General features: G+C 45.9%; 19 protein-coding genes. 8 read left to right on the forward strand and 11 right to left on the reverse strand.

Features of this window, described 5'->3' with window-relative positions; all coding sequences use genetic code 11:
* Window positions 1–13: 13 nt before the first annotated feature.
* Window positions 14–1441: an ATP-binding protein gene (locus FNC98_RS00770; RefSeq protein ID WP_143579469.1), complete on the reverse strand. Its 1428-nt coding sequence runs from the start codon at window positions 1439–1441 to the stop codon at window positions 14–16.
* Entirely contained in the window at window positions 1438–2145 is a 708-nt protein-coding gene (locus FNC98_RS00775) for a response regulator transcription factor (RefSeq protein WP_143579470.1), read from the reverse strand. Before FNC98_RS00775 ends, FNC98_RS00770 begins: the two co-directional genes overlap by 4 nt.
* A gap of 151 nt (window positions 2146–2296) precedes the next feature.
* On the opposite strand from FNC98_RS00775, the gene FNC98_RS00780 reads away from it, so the two are divergent.
* On the forward strand, window positions 2297–2737 hold the full coding sequence (locus FNC98_RS00780) for a Spy/CpxP family protein refolding chaperone (protein WP_221932906.1): 441 nt from the start codon (window positions 2297–2299) through the stop codon (window positions 2735–2737).
* Window positions 2738–2869: 132 nt separating this feature from the next.
* Here the strand turns inward: FNC98_RS00780 and FNC98_RS00785 are convergent, their stop codons facing one another.
* The 5 genes from FNC98_RS00785 to FNC98_RS00805 form a co-directional block, all read right to left on the reverse strand.
* Window positions 2870–4762, reverse strand: a complete 1893-nt coding sequence (locus FNC98_RS00785) for a M56 family metallopeptidase (protein ID WP_143579472.1) — start codon at window positions 4760–4762, stop codon at window positions 2870–2872.
* A gap of 1 nt (window position 4763) precedes the next feature.
* Window positions 4764–5168, reverse strand: coding sequence for a BlaI/MecI/CopY family transcriptional regulator (locus FNC98_RS00790; protein ID WP_143579473.1), 405 nt, complete (start codon window positions 5166–5168; stop codon window positions 4764–4766).
* Window positions 5169–5272: 104 nt separating this feature from the next.
* Window positions 5273–5848 carry an NADPH-dependent FMN reductase gene (locus FNC98_RS00795; RefSeq protein ID WP_143579474.1) on the reverse strand — a complete coding sequence of 192 codons (576 nt, stop codon included), beginning with the start codon at window positions 5846–5848 and terminating at the stop codon, window positions 5273–5275.
* A gap of 74 nt (window positions 5849–5922) precedes the next feature.
* Complete coding sequence (locus FNC98_RS00800) at window positions 5923–7056, reverse strand: glycerate kinase (RefSeq protein WP_143579475.1); 1134 nt, start codon at window positions 7054–7056, stop codon at window positions 5923–5925.
* Between the two features lie 123 nt (window positions 7057–7179).
* Window positions 7180–9507 (reverse strand): Tex family protein, encoded by a 2328-nt coding sequence (locus FNC98_RS00805; RefSeq protein ID WP_143579476.1) that lies wholly within the window; start codon window positions 9505–9507, stop codon window positions 7180–7182.
* A gap of 153 nt (window positions 9508–9660) precedes the next feature.
* On the opposite strand from FNC98_RS00805, the gene greB reads away from it, so the two are divergent.
* From greB to envZ, 3 genes are all read left to right on the forward strand, one after another.
* The gene (greB, locus tag FNC98_RS00810; RefSeq protein WP_143579477.1) at window positions 9661–10146 is read left to right on the forward strand and encodes a transcription elongation factor GreB; all 486 of its coding nucleotides are present in this window, start codon (window positions 9661–9663) and stop codon (window positions 10144–10146) included.
* Between the two features lie 162 nt (window positions 10147–10308).
* Window positions 10309–11034: a two-component system response regulator OmpR gene (gene ompR, locus FNC98_RS00815; RefSeq protein WP_143579478.1), complete on the forward strand. Its 726-nt coding sequence runs from the start codon at window positions 10309–10311 to the stop codon at window positions 11032–11034.
* Window positions 11035–11043: 9 nt separating this feature from the next.
* Entirely contained in the window at window positions 11044–12339 is a 1296-nt protein-coding gene (gene envZ, locus FNC98_RS00820; RefSeq protein ID WP_143579479.1) for a two-component system sensor histidine kinase EnvZ, read from the forward strand.
* Window positions 12340–12384: 45 nt separating this feature from the next.
* Here the strand turns inward: envZ and FNC98_RS00825 are convergent, their stop codons facing one another.
* From FNC98_RS00825 to hslR, 4 genes are all read right to left on the reverse strand, one after another.
* Window positions 12385–12723, reverse strand: coding sequence for a hypothetical protein (locus tag FNC98_RS00825; protein WP_143579480.1), 339 nt, complete (start codon window positions 12721–12723; stop codon window positions 12385–12387).
* Window positions 12724–12980: 257 nt separating this feature from the next.
* On the reverse strand, window positions 12981–14600 hold the full coding sequence (pckA, locus tag FNC98_RS00830) for a phosphoenolpyruvate carboxykinase (ATP) (RefSeq protein ID WP_143579481.1): 1620 nt from the start codon (window positions 14598–14600) through the stop codon (window positions 12981–12983).
* Window positions 14601–14765: 165 nt separating this feature from the next.
* Window positions 14766–15635 (reverse strand): Hsp33 family molecular chaperone HslO, encoded by an 870-nt coding sequence (gene hslO / locus FNC98_RS00835; protein WP_143579482.1) that lies wholly within the window; start codon window positions 15633–15635, stop codon window positions 14766–14768.
* Window positions 15636–15637: 2 nt separating this feature from the next.
* Window positions 15638–16051: a ribosome-associated heat shock protein Hsp15 gene (hslR, locus tag FNC98_RS00840; RefSeq protein WP_143579483.1), complete on the reverse strand. Its 414-nt coding sequence runs from the start codon at window positions 16049–16051 to the stop codon at window positions 15638–15640.
* A 557-nt stretch (window positions 16052–16608) separates the two neighbouring features.
* On the opposite strand from hslR, the gene gspC reads away from it, so the two are divergent.
* Genes gspC through gspF form a run of 4 tightly spaced genes read left to right on the forward strand, consistent with a single transcriptional unit; the run spans window position 16609 to window position 22517 of the window.
* Window positions 16609–17541 (forward strand): type II secretion system protein GspC, encoded by a 933-nt coding sequence (gene gspC / locus FNC98_RS00845; RefSeq protein ID WP_185968021.1) that lies wholly within the window; start codon window positions 16609–16611, stop codon window positions 17539–17541.
* A gap of 16 nt (window positions 17542–17557) precedes the next feature.
* Window positions 17558–19711 (forward strand): type II secretion system secretin GspD, encoded by a 2154-nt coding sequence (gene gspD / locus FNC98_RS00850; protein ID WP_409574562.1) that lies wholly within the window; start codon window positions 17558–17560, stop codon window positions 19709–19711.
* An 11-nt stretch (window positions 19712–19722) separates the two neighbouring features.
* Entirely contained in the window at window positions 19723–21300 is a 1578-nt protein-coding gene (gene gspE, locus FNC98_RS00855; protein WP_143579485.1) for a type II secretion system ATPase GspE, read from the forward strand.
* A 2-nt stretch (window positions 21301–21302) separates the two neighbouring features.
* The gene (gene gspF / locus FNC98_RS00860) at window positions 21303–22517 is read left to right on the forward strand and encodes a type II secretion system inner membrane protein GspF (protein ID WP_143579486.1); all 1215 of its coding nucleotides are present in this window, start codon (window positions 21303–21305) and stop codon (window positions 22515–22517) included.
* Window position 22518: the final 1 nt, after the last annotated feature.

Genomic DNA, 22518 nt, shown 5'->3' on the forward strand with positions numbered 1-22518 from the left:
TTAATTGAGATTATTAAGCAATATCATAAGGTAATTCCATTATCACCGAAAGTCCCGGTTGTGCCGCTGTTGGATTTGTCGCCCGGGCTTTGATTGTGCCACCATGGCGTTTCACTGCATCTTTGGCGATTGCCAGGCCTAATCCAGTACCACCGGTTTTACGGGTTCTGGAGTTATCTTCGCGATAAAAAGGTTTAAAGATCCGCTGCAAATCTTCTTCTTTCACTCCTTGTCCTGCATCGCTGATGATTATCGATAACCCTGGTTCCGAGGCTTTAATCTCAAGACTCACGGTGCTATCGCTTGGTGAATACTTGATAGCGTTATTCAATACATTCGAAATGGCGCTCTGTAAAAGCTCGCGATCGCCCCAATACTGAGCGAGGGCTTGAGAGTTACCGGGATTAAATATTAACTGAATGTTTTTAGTCTGAGCCTGTATCTGTTGTTCTTCGCAGATTTGCTGACAGAGCTGAACCATATCCACAGGCTTACGGTCTATGGGTTTTATCTGGTTTTCCAGTCTTGATAACGCCAACGCTTTACCCACCATATCGTCCAGTTGTTCGATTTCATTGCGACTGCGATCCAGGTTTTCCTTCAGCTGCGGCATATCCTGGCTTTGTTTCTCAATCAAACTAATCAATAATTGCAGGCGGGTTAGGGGGGAGCGTAGCTCATGGGATACATCGCCCAGCAAGCGCTTATGAGCACTGATATGTTGGTTCAGTTGCTCGGCCATGCGGTTAAAAGCTTGTCCAAGTTCACCAAGTTCATCATGGCGGCGCTCAAATTCTGGGACTCGCACATCGAGGTCGCCAAGGCCGAATTGTCGACTGGCTGAGGTAAGGCGTTTAACCGGTTTAATCAGTAACCAGGTCAGTATGCCGCATACCAGTGCTGATACCATGAACATCGACAACAGCCTTAACCAGTCAGGAAGGCGATTAAAAAAGCCCTTTGCGTTCTTGGGATCTTTACGAATACCAATATACAACTGCAAATTACCTTGTTGTAATTCCAGCAATTTTGGGCCAATCAGATTGTATCCGGGTAAGGAATGTTTCACCGGCTGCGGGAAGTTTAGTTGCGCCAATCGATCATGGACCACGGGTTTCGGATAACGGGCATTGGTATAGAGGCGGTCTTCATCGCGATCGTACAGCCACAGCTCCCGCGGCAGGCGGCCGTTTCTTTTCAACCAGGGTTCGAGTTTGCGAAATCCGGAGTTGGGCATCTGATCCAAAGACTGTTGAATTTGCTTACTGGCTCGTTGCAAAATTTTTTGTTGTTGAAAGTTTAATGGCGCCGCCTCCGGCGGTGTCAGCAGATTGAGGCTAACCCAGCGGGTAACCAGAATAGAAACCAGGGCGACTAACCAAAAGCCGAGAAACATTTTAACAAAAAGTGACGAATACCAGCGTCGTGAAATTAAGCTCACGAATCCCCCGTCGCGGAGTTGAAGATATAACCGACACCGCGCACGGTATTGATACAATCAATTTTTCCCTGCTGTTGCAGCTTTCTGCGGATATTGGAAATATGCATATCGATACCACGATCAAATTTTGCCAATGGCCGGTTCAAAACCGATTCTGATAGAGTTTCTTTACTTATTACCTGATCCGGTTGTTGCATCAACAGATGCAGCATTTCAAATTCAGTTCCGGTTAATTCAATCGATTGTTGAGCGTATTCCACCTGTCGGGTTGCCGGTGTCAGGGTAATCTGATTACAGGAAATGGGTTGTTGAGCTTTTTGCTGGGCAACAATATCGATACGACGAAAAATAGCCTGAATTCGCGCTAATAATTCTGCAGGATTGAACGGCTTCGGCAAGTAGTCATCAGCGCCAAGAGTAAGTCCCAGAACCCGATCGGCTTCGTCGCCTTTGGCAGTAAGCATAATAATCGGTGTGTGATGATGGCCACCGAGAGCCTGCAAGACTTCAAATCCGGTAAGGCCCGGCATCATCACATCGAGTAAGATTAATGAATAATCCTGATTTCTCGCTTTTTGCAAGCCACTTAGACCATCATGACAAGCTTCAATCGTTATATCTTCGGTTGCTAAGTATTCCGATAGCAGTTCTGCCAGAGACTGGTCATCATCAATCAATAGGATAGGTTTATGTTGCACGCTCATCACCATTTAGCCGGGCTTGTGATAGTAAATTTACCCCGATTTTTGATAGTGGATTCTACCTTTACTCAAAATTTACACAGCCTTTGCACTATTTTGCAATAACTCTGGCTAAGATAACAACCGTACTTAACGCGAATACAGGAGCGAGATGATGAAACGTACAAATGCACTAAAGACATCGGCAGTTCTGGTGTTGTTATCAAGTTTAGCATTTTCGAGCATGGCCTTTGATATGCACAAACATAAAGGCGAGCACGGCAAGCAAGGTTATCGCATGGAAAAAATGCTTCGTGCCTTAGATTTAAGTGATGCGCAAAGAGCTCAAATCAAAGAAATTCGTAGTAACAGCAAACAGCAGTTAGAAGCCTTGGCACCGGAGAAAAAGGAGCATCGTCAGGAGCTGCAGGCGATCATTAAGGCAGATTCTTTTGATGAAAATGCCTTCCTTGCGCTACAAAATGAAACGGCACAAAAACGTCAGCAAGCCGGCCTCATCCGAGCCAAAACCATGCATCAGATTTATCACGTTCTGGATGCAGACCAACAAGCAAAGTTTGAAAAAATGCAGCAAAAGCGCAAACAACGAAACTGATATAACGAGTTTTCGTTAACGACAAACGCCCTCAGCTGAGGGCGTTTTTCTATGGTTTCTATATTTCAGATTAGAATCGGCACGGCTATGGCAAAAGCAGAAGAGATAATTTTCTGGGAATGCAAGAAGCCACTAGCCTTCGAGGTTAAAATCGAAAATTTTAGTCATCGAACTTTCAACCGGTTTACCGTTTAAAGTAGCAGGTTTGAAGCGCCATTTTTTCATCGCTTCAGAGATGGAGCCTTTAAAATAACGAACCTGGTAGTCTTCTTCGAAGTCCAGCTGAGTCACACGGCCTGCAACATCAATCACGAATGATACCTGAACGGCTTTGCTCAATTTTCTGCGTGCTGCGAGTTTAGGGTATTTAGGCGCGTAGGTTTTTAACACCTGAGCTTCAATCAGCTCAGCTTGCTGTTGTAGATTTGGATAGGTGGTGGCGATCAACTGGCTACTATCTAGCAACTGCGCCTGACCGGATAAATCATCCTGCAGCTCCATCACTGGCAACACTAACGCTTTTGCAGCCTTATTTGCAAACACTGTCATTTGGTTGTTTACTAACGGATTTAACGGTTCAGCAGTAACCAAAGCATCGATTACTGGCTCGATAGCAACTTCAATTGGCTCTACATTCGCATCATCGACGGCTGTGTTAGCGAGGCGGTTGTCAGCAATTGTGCTTGTATCGTCGGCAGCTAGCTGAATACTAGGTTGGCTTTGTTCAGGCTGATTCATAGCAACGGGTTTGATGTTGTCAATGAGCGCCGAAGCATCATCATAACTGGCATTGACCATATCAGTGGATAATTTCGCGATAATGGCCTGCACCGAATTTTCCGGTGAGAAGTCAGTGAGGCTTACCTCGCTTTCAAGCAGCGGCAAACCGTCACTATCAGCTATCGCTTGCTGTGAATCACGCTCCATAGGGTTGAGTAACCAATGGGCGATACTGGCCTGGGCAACATTGCTCTGCTTGTCGGCTTGGTTACTTGTAAAGTTTGCGGCGTTAGAGCTACCGAGAATCGTCTTCCACAGAGAATTGGCAGAAAGGCCGCATAGACCCGCAAATAATACCGCCACAAACGTAACCGGTATTAACGTATTCCAACGAGCTGGCTGATTACTGTTATCCAACATACGTTGTACCCGTTGGGTCAGCTCGCCACCGTTTGCCGCAATTGCTAAATCCGATGTCGATTGATGGTAGTCGGCTAAATCTGTCATTAACCGCGCATAACTCAAGGTGTCGTTTTTATGTTTCAGTACCTGTTGATCGCAAATACATTCTCTTTCCAGACGAATCTGACGACCGATCCAATGCACAGCTGGATGGAAAAATAACAAGAGTTCGATCAGCGCCTGTGCCAGATTAACCGCATAATCATAGCGTTTGATATGCACTAATTCATGCAGTAAAACCAATTCCAGCTGCTCTTTGCTCAACCCAGTAACAAGCTGTGCAGGTAACAGGATTACAGGCTTTAAGAATCCCAGTGTCATTGGCGAGCTAATATGGAAGGATAACAACAGCTGCGCCCGACGCGTCATCTTTAACTGTTCAACCAACCTTGAAAACTGCTGTTGCAGCTCATTCGTCGGTGCTAAGACCTGCTGACGCCGAACGGCTTGCGCCCAGCTAAACTCGATTGCAAATTTTATCAGCAGAATACTGACGATTAGTAGCCAACCAATAGCAAACAGATGACTGATCTGCAGTGTCTTGGTGAATCCCTGGCTTAATATGATATTTTGCGTTGACTGAACGAAGTCTTGCACCCAGGGCAATGACTGACCGACCATAGCGCCTGGACTGGATTGGATTAATTGTGAAAAGGTATAAACTGGCGCTATCAGACAGGCGATTAAGGCGCTGACGGCACTTAAATATCTCAGTTGCGCATATCGTTTGTCGATAAACACCAGACTTATCTTCAGCACTAGCGCAATCACCAGTCCCTGCCAGAGAAAGTGACCTAGTGTATATGACAGTTGTTGTAAGATATTTAACCAGTCAGGTGACAAACTATTGCACCGTTTCCTGTTGGCTATCTAATTCATCCAGCATTGAACGAATATCGCTGATTTCCTCAGCATTGTTGGAATTACCAATCGCTCGCATCACCAGTTGTGATAGTGAACCATTAAAGGCTTTTTGCACTAAATCTTTAACCAGTGAACTTTGCGTTTGCACAGCGCTTTCTGACGGCGCGTAGATATGAGCACGCTGTCTTTCATCACGCAATACCAATTTCTTTTCATGCATGATTTGCAAGATCTTCAATACTGTGGTGTAACCGATGTGTTGATCTTCAGGAAGGCTATCGTTATGTGCTTGGTGTACCTGGCGAACCGTCGCCGGACCTATCTCCCATAAAATGGTTAATAAAGACAATTCCGCTTCTGTTGGTTTTCTGTTGGGGCTGGCCATACTCACCTCTTTTTTGTTTTTATCTTAAAACCTAGACTAGCCTGACTTTTCAGCGGGGGCAACTATTTTGTGAGCAGAAAACAGGCTTCGTTTAAAAAACTAGGTCAATCTTCGTAATGGCGCTGCAAAATTGTTGCTAATTGTTTCCCTAACCTTATGACTTGATTAGATTTATCTTCCTCCACCAAGCGACCTTGAGCAAAGCTTGAATAGGCACGATTAATCGCAACTTGTTGCGGTAAAACTGTCACTCCCATATTGCTCAGAAGCAGGCGTAAACAGGACAAGCCGCGGATACCACCAAGCGCGCCAGGTGAAGCCGCCATGATACAGGCAACCTTATCTTTGTATGCGCTAAGGGGCACCTCATCTTTGCTGGTTGCCCTGGAGGCCCAGTCGAGCGCATTTTTTAATAACGGGCTGTAGGCACTGTTGTATTCCGGAGAGGCAATCAGAATTCCCTGATGATCCAGCAGTAAGTTCTTAAAGGCATCGGCGTGTTCGGGCATTCCTGATTCTTGTTCAATATCCTGGCAAAATATTGGCATAGGGTAATCAGCCAGATTAATTACCGTTACTTTACTGCCTGCTTCCTGAGCACCGCGTGCCGCCAGTTTCACCAGTTGTTGATTATAAGAGTCACGCCGAGCGCTTCCCGAAAATGCTAGAATCTTTGCCATAATTAGCGAATTGTCTGTAGTAAGTTGTTCTTTTTTATACCATAGAGGCAAAAAAAAAATTTTGCCAGTGTTGATTATCTTTGCAGATTTATGGTCAGCATTCGGCCTATGGAACGTGCTGTCTGTTGCAGGTAGCTATAGGCATTTTGCATGGCATTCTCCAGTGTCATAGGTCCGGGTGCGGCACTAAAACATGCCGTCACACCGTGTTGGTAGAGTTGCTCGTAACCTGCTCCAAGCGAGCCACTGATGATGATGCAAGGAGTTTGCTGTTGTCGTGCCTGTTTCGCAACGCCAAAGCAGGTTTTACCGGCAAGCGATTGATGATCGGTTTTTCCTTCGCCGGTAATGACCAGATCTGCCCACTGTAAATGCTCTGTTAAACCCGTGGTGCTACTGATCAGCGAAAAGCCTGAAGAGCGTTTGGTTTTGGCTACCGCTTCAAGCCCAAGTGACAAGCCACCGGCAGCGCCCATTCCCGGCTCTTTAAGCAAATCAATATCACATCTCGATTGCAGTAAAGAGGCAAAATGCCTGAGATTATTGTCCAATTGTTCAACCATGGTGTCATTGGCACCTTTTTGCGGGCCAAATATGGCGCTGGCACCATTATCCCCACAAAGTGGGTTGGTAACATCGCAGGCAATGGCGAATTCAATATCTTTAACCTTTGGATGTAAATTTTTGAAATCGATATGGCTGAGCTTGTTCAGGGCGCCACCACCGGGACCAATGTCTTGCCCTTGTGCATTCAACAGTCTGACTCCTAAGGCTCGCAGTAAACCGGCACCACCATCATTAGTGGCGCTGCCACCAAGTCCGAGAATGATTTTATTCGCGCCCTGGTTAATTGCCTCGATAATAACTTGGCCAGTGCCAAAACTGTCGGCTACCAGTGGGTTCCGCTCATTAGCGGAAAGTAACTCAAGGCCCGATGCGGCGGCCATTTCGATGATTGCCAGATTGTCGATTTTGCCCCACTGGCTTTGAATGCTCCTTCCCAGCGGGTCTTTAACATCAACGGTTTCCAGGCTGCCACCCATGGCGCTGGTAAGGGCTTCAACAGTACCTTCGCCACCATCGGCAAGCGGCAAACAACGTATGTCAACATCAGAAATGGATTCGGATAAACCCTCGGCGATGGCTTTCGCTACATCCGTAGCCGACAGGCTTTCTTTAAATGAGTCTGGTGCTACAAGTATCTTCATGTTAATCACTGTTAACAAAACATTAACTTGAGCTTAAGGCAAAAATAGGGGCTTGGACAATGGAAAAAAATTAACCTCTTCGAGTGAAGAGGTTAATTAGGGGGAATTATCTTGCAATGCGGTTTATTTTTTCGCTTTGGCAAAGGCTTCGGCGAACGCATTACCCATCATGCTATTGGCAGGTTGTTTATCGCGTTGGCGATTTTGCGAACTACGCTGCCCTTGCTTAGCGGCTTTGTTGCTAGAATTACTCTTACTGCGATTGTCGGATTTACCAGCATTAGCGGTTTCATTCAGGCGCATAGTCAATGAAATACGTTTGCGCTTTACGTCCACTTCCAACACTTTTACTTTAACAATATCGCCGGCTTTAACCACGTCATGGGGGTCGCTGACAAACTTGTCGGTTAACGACGAGATGTGAACCAGGCCATCCTGATGCACACCGATATCAACAAAGGCACCAAATTTAGTGACATTACTGACAACCCCTTCAAGAATCAGGTTTTCGGTAAGGTCGGTAAGTTTGTTTACCCCTTCTTTAAATTTCGCGGTTTTAAATTCACCGCGAGGATCGCGACCCGGTTTTTCCAGCTCGCTTAAAATGTCTTTAATGGTCGGTAAACCAAATTGCTCAGTAACAAAGTTTTTCGCGTCAAGCTGTTTAATGTGCTGTTGCTCGCCTATCAGTTGCTCGACCGCTAATCCTGATTCACTCGCCATGCGATTGACCAGCTGATAGCTTTCTGGATGCACACCAGAAGCGTCAAGCGGATTATCACCTTGGTTGATGCGAATAAAACCGGCTGCCTGCTCAAAGGCTTTTGGTCCCAAGCGAGCGACTTTTAACAATTGCTGGCGGTTGTTAAAGGCGCCATTCTCGTCTCGGTAAGCTACGATGTTTTGTGCCATGGTGCGGGTAAGACCGGCTACCCTGGCTAATAATGGAATCGATGCTGAGTTCGCATCTACGCCAACGGCGTTTACACAATCTTCTACAACAGCATCAAGGCTTTTACTTAACTGGCTTTGACTAACATCGTGTTGGTATTGGCCAACGCCAATCGCTTTCGGTTCAATTTTTACCAATTCTGCTAACGGATCCTGCAATCGTCGGGCAATCGATACGGCACCACGTAAGGAGACATCAAGCTCTGGGAATTCTTTAGCAGCGGTTTCCGAGGCTGAATAAACACTGGCGCCTGCTTCAGAGACAATCAATTTCGCGGGCTTATTACCGCTCAATTCTGCCAGCGCTTCCGCGACTAAGGTATCGGTTTCACGGGACGCGGTACCGTTACCGATGGCAACCAACTCGATCTTGTGTTCATTAATCAGATGCGACAAGGTGCGCATCGATTTTTGCCAGTGATTTTGCGGCTCATGCGGGAAGATGGTCGTGGTGTGTAATAACTTACCGGTAGCATCGACAACGGCTATCTTACAACCGGTGCGAATACCAGGGTCTATGCCCATGGTGACTTTCGGGCCACCCGGTGCTGCCATCAACAAGGCCTTGAGGTTGCGGGCAAATACATCAATAGCTTCCAGTTCAGCGGCCTCGCGCATACTCGAGATTAATTCGGTTTCCAGAGAAAGGCCTAATTTCACTTTCCAGGTAAGACGCACGACACGGTTGAGCCAGTTCGCGACATTTTGCTGATTTAAGTGCAGCTGATAATGGTCGCGGATCATCACTTCTGCTGATGATTCGGTTAACTCACTGTTCGGATCAACATCCAGGCTAAGCTGTAAAATACCCTCGTTGCGGCCACGCAAAATAGCCAGTGCCCGATGCGAGGGTATGGTGCTTAACTTTTCACTAAATTGAAAATAATCTTTATATTTATGAGCGCCCTGTGCTGATTCATCGCTAACTTTCGCGGTAATATGCGCTTGTTTTAATAAATGTCGACGTAACTTTTGAATAAGCTGCGCATCTTCACTAAATCGTTCCATCAAAATATACGCGGCACCATCTAACACGTCTTTGCTTGTCGCAAAACCGGCGTCGCTATCAATGTAAGCCTGTGCCTGCTGTTCAGGATCAAGGTTCCAATCTGCCAGCAGTGCGTCGGCTAATGGCTCGATTCCGGCTTCGATGGCAATTTGTCCTTTGGTGCGACGTTTTGGCCGATACGGCAGGTACAAATCTTCCAGGCTGGTTTTATTGTCCGCTTGCTCAATCGCCTGGCGAAGTTCAACGGTTAGCTTGCCTTGTTCATTAATATTCTTCAGGACCAGGTCTTTGCGTTCCTGTAATTCCCGAAGATAGGTAAGTCGCTGTTCAAGATGACGCAGATGGTTATCATCGAGACCCTGGGTGACCTCTTTACGGTAACGGGCAATAAAAGGCACGGTGGCACCTTCATCAAGAAGATTGATGGCGGCCTGGACCTGAGAAGAGTTGACGGAGAGTTCCTGAGCAATTTGCTGGGAAATGTTAATCATAAAACCATATCCTGATGCAGTTTAATGCTTCGCAGTGCTGCGAATATTGAATTGACAGTTGTATACTAGGAATAAATCATATAATCCAGTACTTTTCGACGAAACCGTCGTTGCCGGCGACAATGTTTACAACATTTTACCTAAAGAAAGTTAATGAAGCGATCAAATTACATTACCCGTCAGGGCTGGCAAGTCCTTGATGATGAGCTTAAGTTTTTGTGGAAACAGGAACGACCTAAAGTCACCCAAGCGGTATCTGAAGCTGCAGCTTTGGGGGATCGCAGTGAAAATGCCGAATACATTTATGGTAAAAAGCGTTTGCGTGAAATTGATAGACGAGTGCGTTTTTTAATGAAACGTCTCGACGAATTGACGATTGTTTATCCGCAGCGTCAGCAAGCCGGAAAAATTTTCTTTGGCGCTAAAGTCGGTTTAATTGATGAAGATGATCAACAGGTAAACTATCAACTTGTTGGTCCCGATGAATTTAATGTCAGTGAAGGAAAAATCAGTATTGATTCGCCAATCGCCAGGGCTTTGCTCTCAAAACAAGTCGGTGACGAAGTCATGGTAAAGACCCCTCAGGGCGAAAGGTATCTGGAAGTTATTAGCATTGACTATGATTTCAGCACCTTTTAGAAACGCTAACAGGACTGATAGCGCCTTTATTCTTAGTCATAATTTGTAACAAAAGCAGAAGTTTATTTGCAATTAGGGTTTTTGACATAAAAAGGGAATAGCTTATAGTGCTAAGTAGACACAAAACGGTTCAACATTGATAAACAATAAGCGAGACAAACCATGGGACAGGAAACCCCAAAAATACTAGTCGTAGATGATGATATGCGCCTTCGTGCGTTATTAGAGCGCTATTTGGTCGAGCAGGGGTTTGTAGTGCGAAGCGCTGCTAATGCGGAACAAATGGATCGCTTGCTAGAGCGAGAGAACTTTCATTTGTTGGTATTAGACTTAATGCTTCCCGGTGAAGACGGTTTATCAATTTGTCGTCGTTTACGTCAAAACGAAAATGAAATTCCTATCATTATGCTGACTGCTAAAGGTGATGAAGTGGATCGTATCATCGGCCTTGAGTTGGGTGCCGATGATTACATGCCGAAACCGTTTAACCCTCGCGAACTCCTGGCAAGGGTAAAAGCCGTATTGCGACGCAAAACTCAGGAAGCACCCGGAGCGCCATCGATGGCCGAAGATGTCATTGAATTTGGAGAGTTTGCCCTAAATCTTGGTACCCGTGAGATGCGCAAAGGCGATATCAGTATGCCGCTAACCAGTGGTGAATTTGCGGTATTGAAAGCGCTTATCACCCACCCTCGTGAACCATTATCCCGGGATAAATTAATGAATCTGGCTCGTGGTCGTGATTATTCAGCGCTTGAGCGTAGCATTGATGTTCAGGTGTCTCGTCTGCGCCGGATGCTAGAGCAGGATCCTGCCAACCCTCGCTATATCCAGACCGTCTGGGGCCTGGGCTATGTATTCGTGCCAGATGGCTCGGCAGCAGGTTAATCTTTATTTATGAGATTATTGCCGCGCAGCGCATTCGGCCAGACCGTTTTATTGATAGGCTTTTTGTTACTCATCAACCAGGTCGTATCTTATGTCTCTGTCGCGGTTTATGTCATTAACCCGAATCTGCAACAAATCAATCAACTGCTGGCAAAGCAGGTTAAAGTCGTTTTTATTGACGGCGGTGATGCTAAATTTAGTCCGGCATTGGCGGAAGCATTTCATCAGGAAACCGGTATTGGTGTTTATCGCGAGCGCGATGCACAAATGTCAGGTTTATCTCAAGCCGTTTACTATCCCTATTTATCTCAGCAAATGAGTGAGTTACTCGACGGGGAAGCGGAAGTTCGGGTGTCCCAGGGAGAAGAGTATCTGTTCTGGATTCGCCCACCACAGGCGCCGAGTTTATGGGTAAAAATCCCGCTTGAGGGAGTGGAAGAGCAGGGCAGCTTTTCACCACTTATCTCGTTCCTGGTGTTGATTGGTATTCTCAGTGTCGCCGGCGGCTGGTTGTTTGTCCGCCAGTTGAATCGCCCGTTAAAGGCCTTACAGCGAGCAGCTGAAGATGTTGGCCGTGGTAAGTTTCCTGAACCATTGAAAGAGCAGGGCTCTACCGAAGTCATGGCGGTGACCCGGGCTTTTAATCATATGTCTAAGGGCATCAAGCAGTTAGAGTCCGATCGCAGCTTGTTAATGGCGGGTATTTCCCATGACCTGCGAACGCCTCTAACCCGTATTCGCCTTGCCAGCGAGATGATGTCGGAAAATGAAGATTACCTTAAAGAAGGCATTGAAAAGGATATCGATGATATGAACGCCATCATCGATCAGTTCATCGACTATATTCGCCAGGACATGCAAGAAAATACCCAGCAGGTCAATGTTAATCAGCTGGTTGAAGACGTGCTCGAGCAAGAAGCGGTCGAGGACAGGCAGTTCGTGGTCAATTATGGTGAGTCGGTAGAGATTCCTATGGTACACGTAGCGATGAAGCGGGTATTGGCAAATCTATTGCAAAACGCCTTGAAGTACAGTGATGATGCTATCGAGATCACTACCGAGGTAGATCGTCGTCGAAACGTAGCCTGTATCCAGGTTGCCGATAATGGGCCCGGTATTCGTGATGAAGATATTGAGCGTTTGTTTGAGCCGTTCACTCAGGGAGATACCGCCCGAGGGACTAAAGGCAGTGGTCTGGGGTTAGCGATTATTAAGCGAATTGTTGATGGCCATGGTGGTCATGTTCGCCTGAAAAATCGCCGCCAGGGCGGGCTGCTGGCGATCGTCGAATTACCGCTCAAATAGGTAGCATTTTCCCTCAGGATCCTTTTCGGCAATCGAGTCGCTTGCCTAGTAAATGATATTGACGGTTATCGCGAAGCAGTTTAACGCTAGAATAATCAGCAACACGCCCCTGGACATTTCTTTATTTAAGGCGCAAAAAGCCATTGCCGCGCCAATCTGTAAAAATTTACCTAAACCAACGCCAACAATAATACCTAAGGAATGGGCTAAATATCTGATAACCAGGTTTGCTTCTAAATCTATGCTGCCCTGGGTCATAAATCGATAAGTGGTCAGAAAATCAAAGATTGCGGAAACGATGAGAAGGCCCCACAAGACTTTGTGGGTTTGCAGTGCGTACAACAAGTTCTCTTTGAGAGGGACTTCTTGATCAAGAATTATCATGTTGGTTTTATGCTTTCAGTGGCTGTTGTTATTTATTCCTGTTACTGCTTTACGGGTTTTATAAAACGATTCACCTGATGCCTCGACTATACATATCCGGAGACAAAACATTCGGTTAGATAATTAAAGTTAGATGGGAAACTAAAAAAAAGCCACTTACTGCATTAGCAAGTGGCTTTAAGGTCGGGAACCTAGTTGGATTGATGTTAGACGCTACAATCCAAAATGATCATTAAGCGCCTGAACGGGACTCCGTACTAGGCCTTAACTTTAACTTGTGGACCGGCAACAACCAGATTTTCACCATGGATGGTATCGGTGAACTTTTCGAAGTTTTGAACAAACAGTTCAGCCAGATTTTCTGCTTTTTCATTCCAGCTTTGCGAATCTTCATAGGTATCACGAGGATCAAGAATACCATCGTTAACACCTGGTAAGCTGGTAGGAACATTGAGATTAAACACTGGCAAAGTTTTGTTTGGTGCGCTTTCGATAGAGCCGTCTAAAATCGCATCGATGATAGCTCGGGTATCCTTAATGGAAATACGCTTGCCAGTACCATTCCAACCAGTATTCACTAAGTAAGCTTCAGCGCCCGATGCCTGCATACGTTTGCGCAGAACCGCGGCATATTGGGTAGGATGCAGGCTAAGGAACGCCGCACCAAAACAGCTTGAGAAGGTTGGCGTAGGTTCAGTAATACCTCGCTCAGTACCTGCTAACTTAGCTGTAAAACCAGAAAGGAAGTAGTACTCAGTCTGCTTTTCATCGAGTTTTGCTACTGGTGGTAGTACACCGAACGCATCGGCGGTCAAAAAGATTACTTTGGTGGCGTGGCCAGCTTTTGAAACTGGCTTAACGATATTATCGATGTGATAAATCGGGTACGAAACTCGGGTATTTTCGGTTTTTGAACCGTCGTCATAATCGATATTACCTTGATCGTCTACTACAACATTTTCTAACAGGGCATCGCGACGGATAGCTTGATAAATGTCTGGTTCGTTTTCCTGACTCAGGTTAATGGTTTTCGCATAACATCCACCTTCGAAGTTGAAAACGCCATTGTCGTCCCAACCATGCTCATCATCACCGATAAGCTGACGTTTTGGATCGGTAGACAGGGTAGTCTTACCGGTTCCTGAAAGGCCAAAGAAAATGGCTACGTCGCCTTTTTCACAAACGTTGGCGCTGCAATGCATCGAGGCAATGCCTTGAAGTGGTAGCAGGTAGTTCATCATCGAGAACATACCTTTTTTCATTTCGCCGCCGTACCAGGTACCGCCGATAAGCTGGATGCGCTCGGTCAGGTTAAAAGCAATAAAGTTTTCCGAATTTAATTCTTGTTGTTGCCAGTCAGGGTTGTTGGTCTTCGCACCATTCATCACCACAAAGTCTGGCTCGTAATCGGCAAGCTCTTCATCGCTTGGACGAATAAACATGTTTTTCACAAAATGAGCCTGCCATGCTACTTCGGTGATAAAGCGAACTTTCAAGCGTGTGTCCGGATTTGCGCCACAGAAGGTATCCATTACAAACAAACGCTTTTCGGATAATTGCTTGGTGACCAGACCTTTTAGCGATGTCCAGGTTTCCTGAGACATAGGTTTGTTGTCGTTTTTACCTTGATCTGACCACCAAACGGTATCGCGAGTCAGATCATCACGAACAATATATTTATCTTTTGGAGAGCGACCAGTAAAAATGCCAGTATCTACTGCGACTGCGCCAGACTTAGTGACGACACCGCTTTCATAGCCTTCCAGACCGGGCTTAGTTTCCTCAATGAAGAGTTGCTCATAAGAAGGGTTATGGATAATTTCCGCAGTATTTTCAATGCCGTATTGGGTTAGATCAAGTGACTTGGCGGCGGTCATTTTAGCTGTGCTCCTGAGTGCGTGTTATTGTTGCTATAACAAATAGGGCAAATCGCCCGATGAAATACGGGCAAATAGTAACGAAAAACCAGGAACAGTGAAAGCCAATTCTGAAAGTTTTCAAATAAACTTTCAGAATTGCTTATAAGTGAGCGTTAACAGGTGTTAATGTTGAGTTTGCGGGTTGAGAATAGGTTGTAATTTTTGTCTGTCAAAATGGTAAGTTTTCTGACAATAATCACAGGTCATATCTATGGTCATGTATTCTTCGATATGATCTTCAATCTCCTGCTTGGAAAGATTCGTAATCGCCGCCAGACATTTATCTTCAGAGCAACTGCATTTGAACACTACTGGTTGTGGTTCAAAAACTCTTACTTTTTCCTGATGATACAGTCGATAAAGCACCTGTTCAGCATCTAAGGTATGTAGCTCTTCACTTTTAACGGTCGCGGTAAGCTGACTAATGTGGTCAAAATCTTGATGTTGCTGTTGCTTGTCTTGAGAATCAGGAAGCACTTGTAACAGCATGCCGGCGGCTCGCAGCTTAGCAACATCGACATCTAACCAAATCTTTGTGGTTAATTGCTCAGAAGTTTCAAAATAGTGCTCTAAGCTTTCACTCAACGTATCACCTTGCAGTGCGACAATACCTTGATAGCGTTCACCTTGTTTCGGCATGATAGTGATAACCATATTGGCTTTATTTCCCATCAGCGCCTTTAAATCTTTACCAGCGATAGGACCATTTACCTGCGCTACACCGCGCATTTGCTGTTGATGATTACCATTAATTACCGCAAAGGATACAGGCCCGTCGCCCTGTAGTTGCACAGAAATTTCACCTTCAAACTTTAATGTCGCAGTCAGCAAACTGGTTGCAGCTAATAATTCCCCTAATAGCTGGGTGACCGGCTCGGGATAATTGTGACTGCCGATGATGTCGGCAAAACTTTGTTTAAGCTGCACGATTTCTCCGCGAACATGCAGGTCTTCAAAAAGGTAACGATTTAAGACGTCAAGGTTTTCACTCACGATTAGATCCTTTCTTTAAATTGTCGAATTTGCCGGCGTTGTTTCTTGTCGGGTTTTGTCTCGGTACCCGGAGATAATAATAGCCCTTGTTTGCGAGCTTGGGCATTGGTTTCGCGGCGTTTAATACTTTCTTCGGTTTCCTGATACAGGGTTTGCGCAAAGGTCGCGTCTTTACGGCGATCAGCAAGGGCCGTAATAATGACTTCTTTTTCGTCAAAACCTTGCCTTACTCGAATTTTGTCGCCAATCGACACGATTTTTGCAGATTTGCTACGTTGGCCGTTATAAAACACCTTACCGCCTTCGATCATTTGCTTGGCAATGGCTCTTGTTTTGTAAAAGCGTGCCGCCCATAACCACTTATCAAGTCGATATTGGATGTCTGAACTGTCTGATTTATCGGCTTTCTTAGCCATGTTTACTCCACTTATCGCAATTATTTCGGAAAGTGATTTTCTGAAAATGACGCACAGACTTTCCAAATGGGGGCGGCTGGGTAAAAAACAACCTCGATTATGGGTATTAATTTTAATCAATAAGGCTACAATTTTCCGTCTGAATAAATACCTTTAAGTTTCTCGTTTGAGGGGCAAGGTATTGTCAGAGTTGAGATTTTAAAGCGCCGGCGAATCTACCATAGTCATAGAACCGAAACTAGATGCAGTTGCCGCTTATTTCAGCACTAAAGTAAATAATCGGAAAAAAAAACACCAATACCTTGTTGACTCTGAATTGGTCAAGTATTATCGGGCAAACTATTTGCAGAGTCTGTTGCGATATTTGTTCGAAAGAATTTCTGAAATTGAGTTCTGAAATTCAACTTCTGAGGAACTCGATATGCCTTCGGCAGTCCTATCCTTTGTTCTGCTAACTGCTTTACCGCATAGCAATTTCGCTGAATAAATTACAACAAACATAAACAACCTCTAGACTATTATAATAAATTAAACAAATATTTATGGATTTGCCTCAAATGACAGACAGATATACCAGGATATGGCAACAGCTCCCGCAAAAGGGCATTAGCCAGACCTTAGGGGTGATCCTGGTGGTTTACATTGCCTATATGTTGGCAAAGGGCACCTGGCTGTTTTTTCCCGATCCCGAAATCGTCGCGATTCAAGGCTCATCGACAGGCTCTAGTCAAGCCAATAGTGCCTCTTTCGACACCACAGAATTTAAAAAACTAAACCTGTTTGGGGTTAAAACCGAAAAGCAGGAAAATACCGACGTGACTCAACAGCAAGAAGAGTCAGCTCCGGAAACCCGCTTAAACCTTACTTTGACTGGGTTGGTAGCATCCGATGATGCGCGAGTCGCTGCAGCCATTATTGAATCCCAGGGCAAACAGGAAACTTACGGCATTGACGACAAGATAGAGGGAACTCGAGCTATCTTGAAGCGAGTTAAAATTGACCGGGTGATCATTGAAAGTGCCGGCCGTCTGGAAACACTGATGCTCGATGGTTTTGAATATACCAATAAAATCCCATCGGCAACGGGGCAACCCAATCCGAAACCGGCAACTACCACCAGCGCTACCAGACGTACCTTAACCAATAACCAGACTCAGGTTAATCAGGCGAAAATAAAAGAACGGGTTGCCCAGTTGAAAGCGGATATAAAAGACAATCCGGCGAAATTTACCGATTACATAAAAATAACCCCACACAGGGAGCGCGGCCAGATAAAAGGCTATCGTTTATCCCCGGGGAAAGACCGAGAATTTTTCAGTGATGTTGGTTTAAAACCAGGCGACATCGCTTTAGAGATTAACGGCAATGATTTGACTGATATACGTCAGGCGCAGCAAGCGCTGAAAGAATTACGTCAGTCAACACAATTGTCGCTCGTGGTCAAACGAGGCGGGGAAATACATGATATTTCCCTCGATTTAGAAAACTAATAGTTGGAGAAAACCCATGCGCCTCTTTGCTAGCGCAAAACAATTTAAGCGTGCGGCACTTTTTAGTGTCACTGCCATGATAATGTCTAGCAGTATGTGGACGGCTTCCAGTTTTGCCGCACAGTACTCACCTAATTTTAAAGGCACAGAAATCACCGAGTTTGTGAACATTGTTGGTAAGAATCTGAAAAAAACCATCATTGTTGACCCTAAGGTGCGTGGTAAAATCAACGTTCGGAGTTACGACTTATTAAGTGAACAACAATATTATCAATTCTTCCTGAACGTCCTTGAAGTCTATGGCTTTGCGGTTGTCGAAATGGACAACAATGTCCTTAAAGTCATCCCCAATAAAGACGCGAAAAGCTCGGCAATTCCGGTGGTTGGTGACGAAGCGCCTGGTCAGGGTGATGAGATGGTTACCCGGGTTGTATCGGTTAGAAATGTGTCGGTACGTGAGCTTTCGCCATTGTTACGCCAGTTGAGTGACCAGGCTGGTGGTGGTAATGTGGTTCACTATGAACCCTCTAACGTAATCATGCTTACCGGCACTGCGGCGGTGGTTAACCGTCTTGTGGCCATCATCGACCGCGTTGATCGCGCCGGTGACCAGGACGTAAAAATTGTTAAGCTCGAGCATGCCTCTGCCAGCGAGATGGTGCGCATTATCGAAAACATCAATAAACCGGCATCCGGTAAAGCCGATACGCCGGCATTCCTGATTCCAAAAATTGTTGCCGACGATCGTACTAACTCAGTGATTATTTCCGGTGAAGGCCAGGCACGCGAGCGTATTTCTCGCTTAATCAGCCGCCTTGATAGTGAATTAGAAACCTCTGGCAACACCCGGGTTTATTATCTGAAATACGCCAAAGCCGAAGATTTAGTTGCGGTTTTACAAAGTGTTTCCGACACTATGCAACGTGAAAACCAGTCAAAAGCCGCAGGCGGTAATACCGCAGCGCGCCGAAGCGGCACTGGCAACCGCAATGTCACTATTGAATCTCATAACGACACTAATTCCTTGGTAATTACCGCAGAGCCAGATATGTTGCGGTCGTTAGAGTCTGTTATCCGTCAGCTCGATATTCGCCGTGCGCAGGTGCATATTGAAGCCATCATTGTTGAAGTCTTTGAGAGTGATGGTGCTCAATTAGGTGTGCAGTGGGGCAGCGAAGAAGGTGGTTTTACTCAGTTTACTAACGGCGTGGTGCCTATTTCACAAATTGCTGGAGCTTACGCTGCAGGTCAGGGTGATGAAGCAGCGCAGACCGAGATAGTGAATCCTGATGGCTCGATTACTCGCTCCAACAACCCTGATGAGCAAGATGATTACACCTTACTTGCGCAATTGCTTGGCAGTGTAAACGGCATGATGTTCGGTATTATTGAAGATGGCTGGGGCGCGGTAGTACAGGCTGTTCAGACCGACGTAAACTCCAACATCCTGGCAACGCCGAGCATTACTACTCTGGATAACGAAGAAGCCTATTTTATCGTTGGTCAGGAAGTACCAATTATTACCGGTTCCACGTCAAGCTCGAACAACAATAACCCTTTCCAGACTGTCGATCGTAAAGAGGTAGGTATTAAGTTACGTGTCACGCCTCAGGTTAATGAAGGCTCTGGCGTACAACTTACCATTGAACAGGAAGTCTCCAGCGTTAGTGGTGCCACTGAAGTGGATATCGCTATCAACAAACGCGAAATTAAAACCACGGTAATGGCCGATAACGGCGCTACGATAGTGCTAGGTGGTTTGATTGACGAAGATGTTCAGGAAAGCCAGCAAAAAGTACCACTTCTGGGTGATATTCCGATTGTCGGTCACTTATTCAGCTCTACCGGTAATACGGTTCGTAAACGGAACCTGATGGTATTTTTGCGCCCAACTATCGTGCGTGAAGGTAAGGCCATGGATGTGATTTCCCGTGAGAAGTACAACTTCATCCGCGCCCAGGAAATTCGTAAGCAGGAAGACGGTCTGTATCTACTCGATGATGAGGCGCTGCCATTATTACCGGACTGGAATGAGAATCTGGCATTGCCACCGACGTTTGAAGATTACATGGAACAACGTGAAATTCAGAAAGAGCTGGAATCTGAAGAAGGTAAAGAGCAACCACCGGAAAATAATCCCCAGCCGCCTCAACCCAGAGATCCCGCGTAAGGATTAGTGCTATGAGTCAGTTTGATCATTACAAGCATTCGAGCGAAGAAGAGCTCGCACAAGAGCAGGTTCACCAAGGTGAGCCTGATGCTGAGCAAGAGCACGAAGCGATCGAGGACAGCACGCCACAGCAATTGCCGTTTGGTTTTGCCAATCGTCACAAAGTATTGCTGGAAAACCGCGAAGACAGTTTCGCACTGCATTGTACCTCTGAAGTAACGACCGACGCTTTATTAGAGGTGCGCCGTTATTTGGGACAGGCGTTCGTTGTCGAACAACACAGCGACGATGAATTCGAGCAATTGCTGACCCTGGCTTATCAACGAGATTCGTCTGAAGCGAAACAGATGATGGAAGACATTGGTAAGGAAGTGAATATGTACTCCCTTGCCGATGAAATCCATGAAGCCGAAGACCTGCTTAATAATGAAGACGATGCGCCGATTATTAAATTAATCAATGCGATGCTAAGTGAAGCAATCAAAGAAAACGCCTCGGATATTCATATTGAAACCTTCGAAAAAGTTTTAAAAGTTCGTTTTCGTGTTGATGGTGTTTTGCGTGAGGTGTTGCAGCCTAACCGTAAGCTGGCATCAATGCTGGTATCCCGTATCAAGGTTATGGCTAAGCTTGATATTGCCGAAAAGCGTATTCCTCAGGATGGCCGGATTTCCTTGCGTATCGGTGGCCGCGCCGTTGATGTGCGGGTATCGACTATGCCATCGAGTCACGGCGAGCGCGTAGTGCTGCGTTTACTGGATAAAAATGCTGCGCGCCTGAATCTTCAGGATTTGGGGATGACCGATGCCGCTCGTGTGCGCTTTAGTGAAATTATCGCCAAACCCCATGGCATTATTTTGGTTACCGGTCCGACAGGTTCTGGTAAAAGTACCACCTTGTACGCGGGTCTTACCCAGATTGACAACAACGAACGCAATATCCTTACCGTTGAAGACCCGATTGAATTTGATATCGAGGGGATTGGTCAGACTCAGGTAAATACCAAGGTTGATATGACTTTTGCTCGCGGGCTTCGTGCGATATTGCGCCAGGATCCTGATGTGGTAATGGTTGGTGAGATCCGTGACTTGGAAACCGCGCAAATCTCGGTGCAAGCCAGTTTGACCGGTCACTTAGTATTATCCACTTTGCATACCAATACCGCTGCCGGTGCCATTACCCGATTAGAAGATATGGGTATCGAGCCGTTTCTGATTTCCTCGTCGTTACTCGGCGTGTTAGCGCAGCGACTTGTTCGTACCCTTTGTGACGAATGTAAAGAAGTGCATGTACCGACACCGGAAGAGCGAGTACTCATGGATCTGGAAGACGGTGACCAACCAACCATTTATCGCGCTAAAGGCTGTTCGAGCTGTAATTACAGTGGTTACCGCGGTCGTACAGGTATTCATGAGCTAATTGTGGTCGATGATACCGTGCGTGAATTAATTCAAAACGGTAATGGCGAACGGGCAATTGAATTGGCGGTCCGTTCCCATACGCCAAGTATTCGCGAAGATGGTATCGGCAAAGTGCTGGCCGGCTTTACTACCCTAGAAGAAGTGATGCGAGTTACCCGGGAAGATTAATCATGGCGGCATTTGATTACCAGGCCGTTAATCCTAACGGCAAAAACGTTAAAGGTGTGATCGAAGGTGACAATGCTCGCCAGGTTCGCACCTTGTTGCGTGATCAGGGACTTATCCCTTTGGAAGTTTCTCCCAGCCTTGCCAAGGCCAAAGAGCAAAGCTCATCAACATCCATTTTCGCACGCAAGATCTCAGCCACCGATTTAGCGCTGATCACCCGCCAACTCGCGACTTTGGTTGAATCCGGATTACCGTTAGAAGAAGCTTTGATGGCTGTGGGTGAGCAATGCGATAAAGATCGACTGAAAAGTATGATCATGTCGGTTCGCTCGAAAGTCACCGAGGGTTATTCGCTGGCCGAAAGTATGGCCGAATTTCCGTTGATTTTTGATGACCTGTTTCGCGCCATGGTGGCGGCTGGTGAAAAATCCGGACACCTGGATAAAGTATTAAATCGCCTTGCCGATTATACCGAACAGCGACAGCAAACCCGCAGTCAGATGCTCCAGGCAATGATTTATCCATTGGTTATGGTGCTGGTGGCAAGTGGCGTTATCATCGCATTGCTGATTTACGTGGTGCCGCAAATTGTTAGTCAATTTGAGCATATGGGTCAGGAACTACCGGCGATCACCCAGTTTCTGATCGCCACCAGTGAATTTCTTCAGAATTACATTGTCTTTATCATTATCGCTTTGGTTATTTTGTATCTGGTCTTTATGCAGATGATGAAGCGCAGTGGATTTCGGATGAAGGTGCATCAGTATTCTTTACGCTTGCCAATGATTGGAAAAATCATCCGCGGGTTGAATACCGCACGTTTTGCCCGAACCTTAAGTATATTAACCGCGAGTGCTGTGCCTTTGTTGGACAGTATGAAAATCGCTGGTGATGTGTTAACCAATGTATATATCAAGGAAAAGGTTCAGCAAAGCGCTGAGCTGGTTCGTGAAGGTTCAAGTCTGCGCAAGGCCTTAGAGCAAACCAAACTGTTTCCGCCGATGATGTTGCATATGATTGCCAGTGGTGAAAAAAGTGGTGAATTAGAACAAATGTTAGGGCGTGCTGCCGACAATCAGGATCGTGAATTTACCGCGATTGTGAGTATCGCACTTAAGGTCTTTGAACCTCTGATTATGGTCGTGATGGCAGGCGTGGTACTATTGATTGTCCTGGCAATTATGCTGCCAATCATTCAATTGAATACACTCGTTTAAA

It is taken from the genome of Thalassotalea sp. PS06 (assembly GCF_007197775.1).
Lineage (GTDB): Bacteria > Pseudomonadota > Gammaproteobacteria > Enterobacterales > Alteromonadaceae > Thalassotalea_A.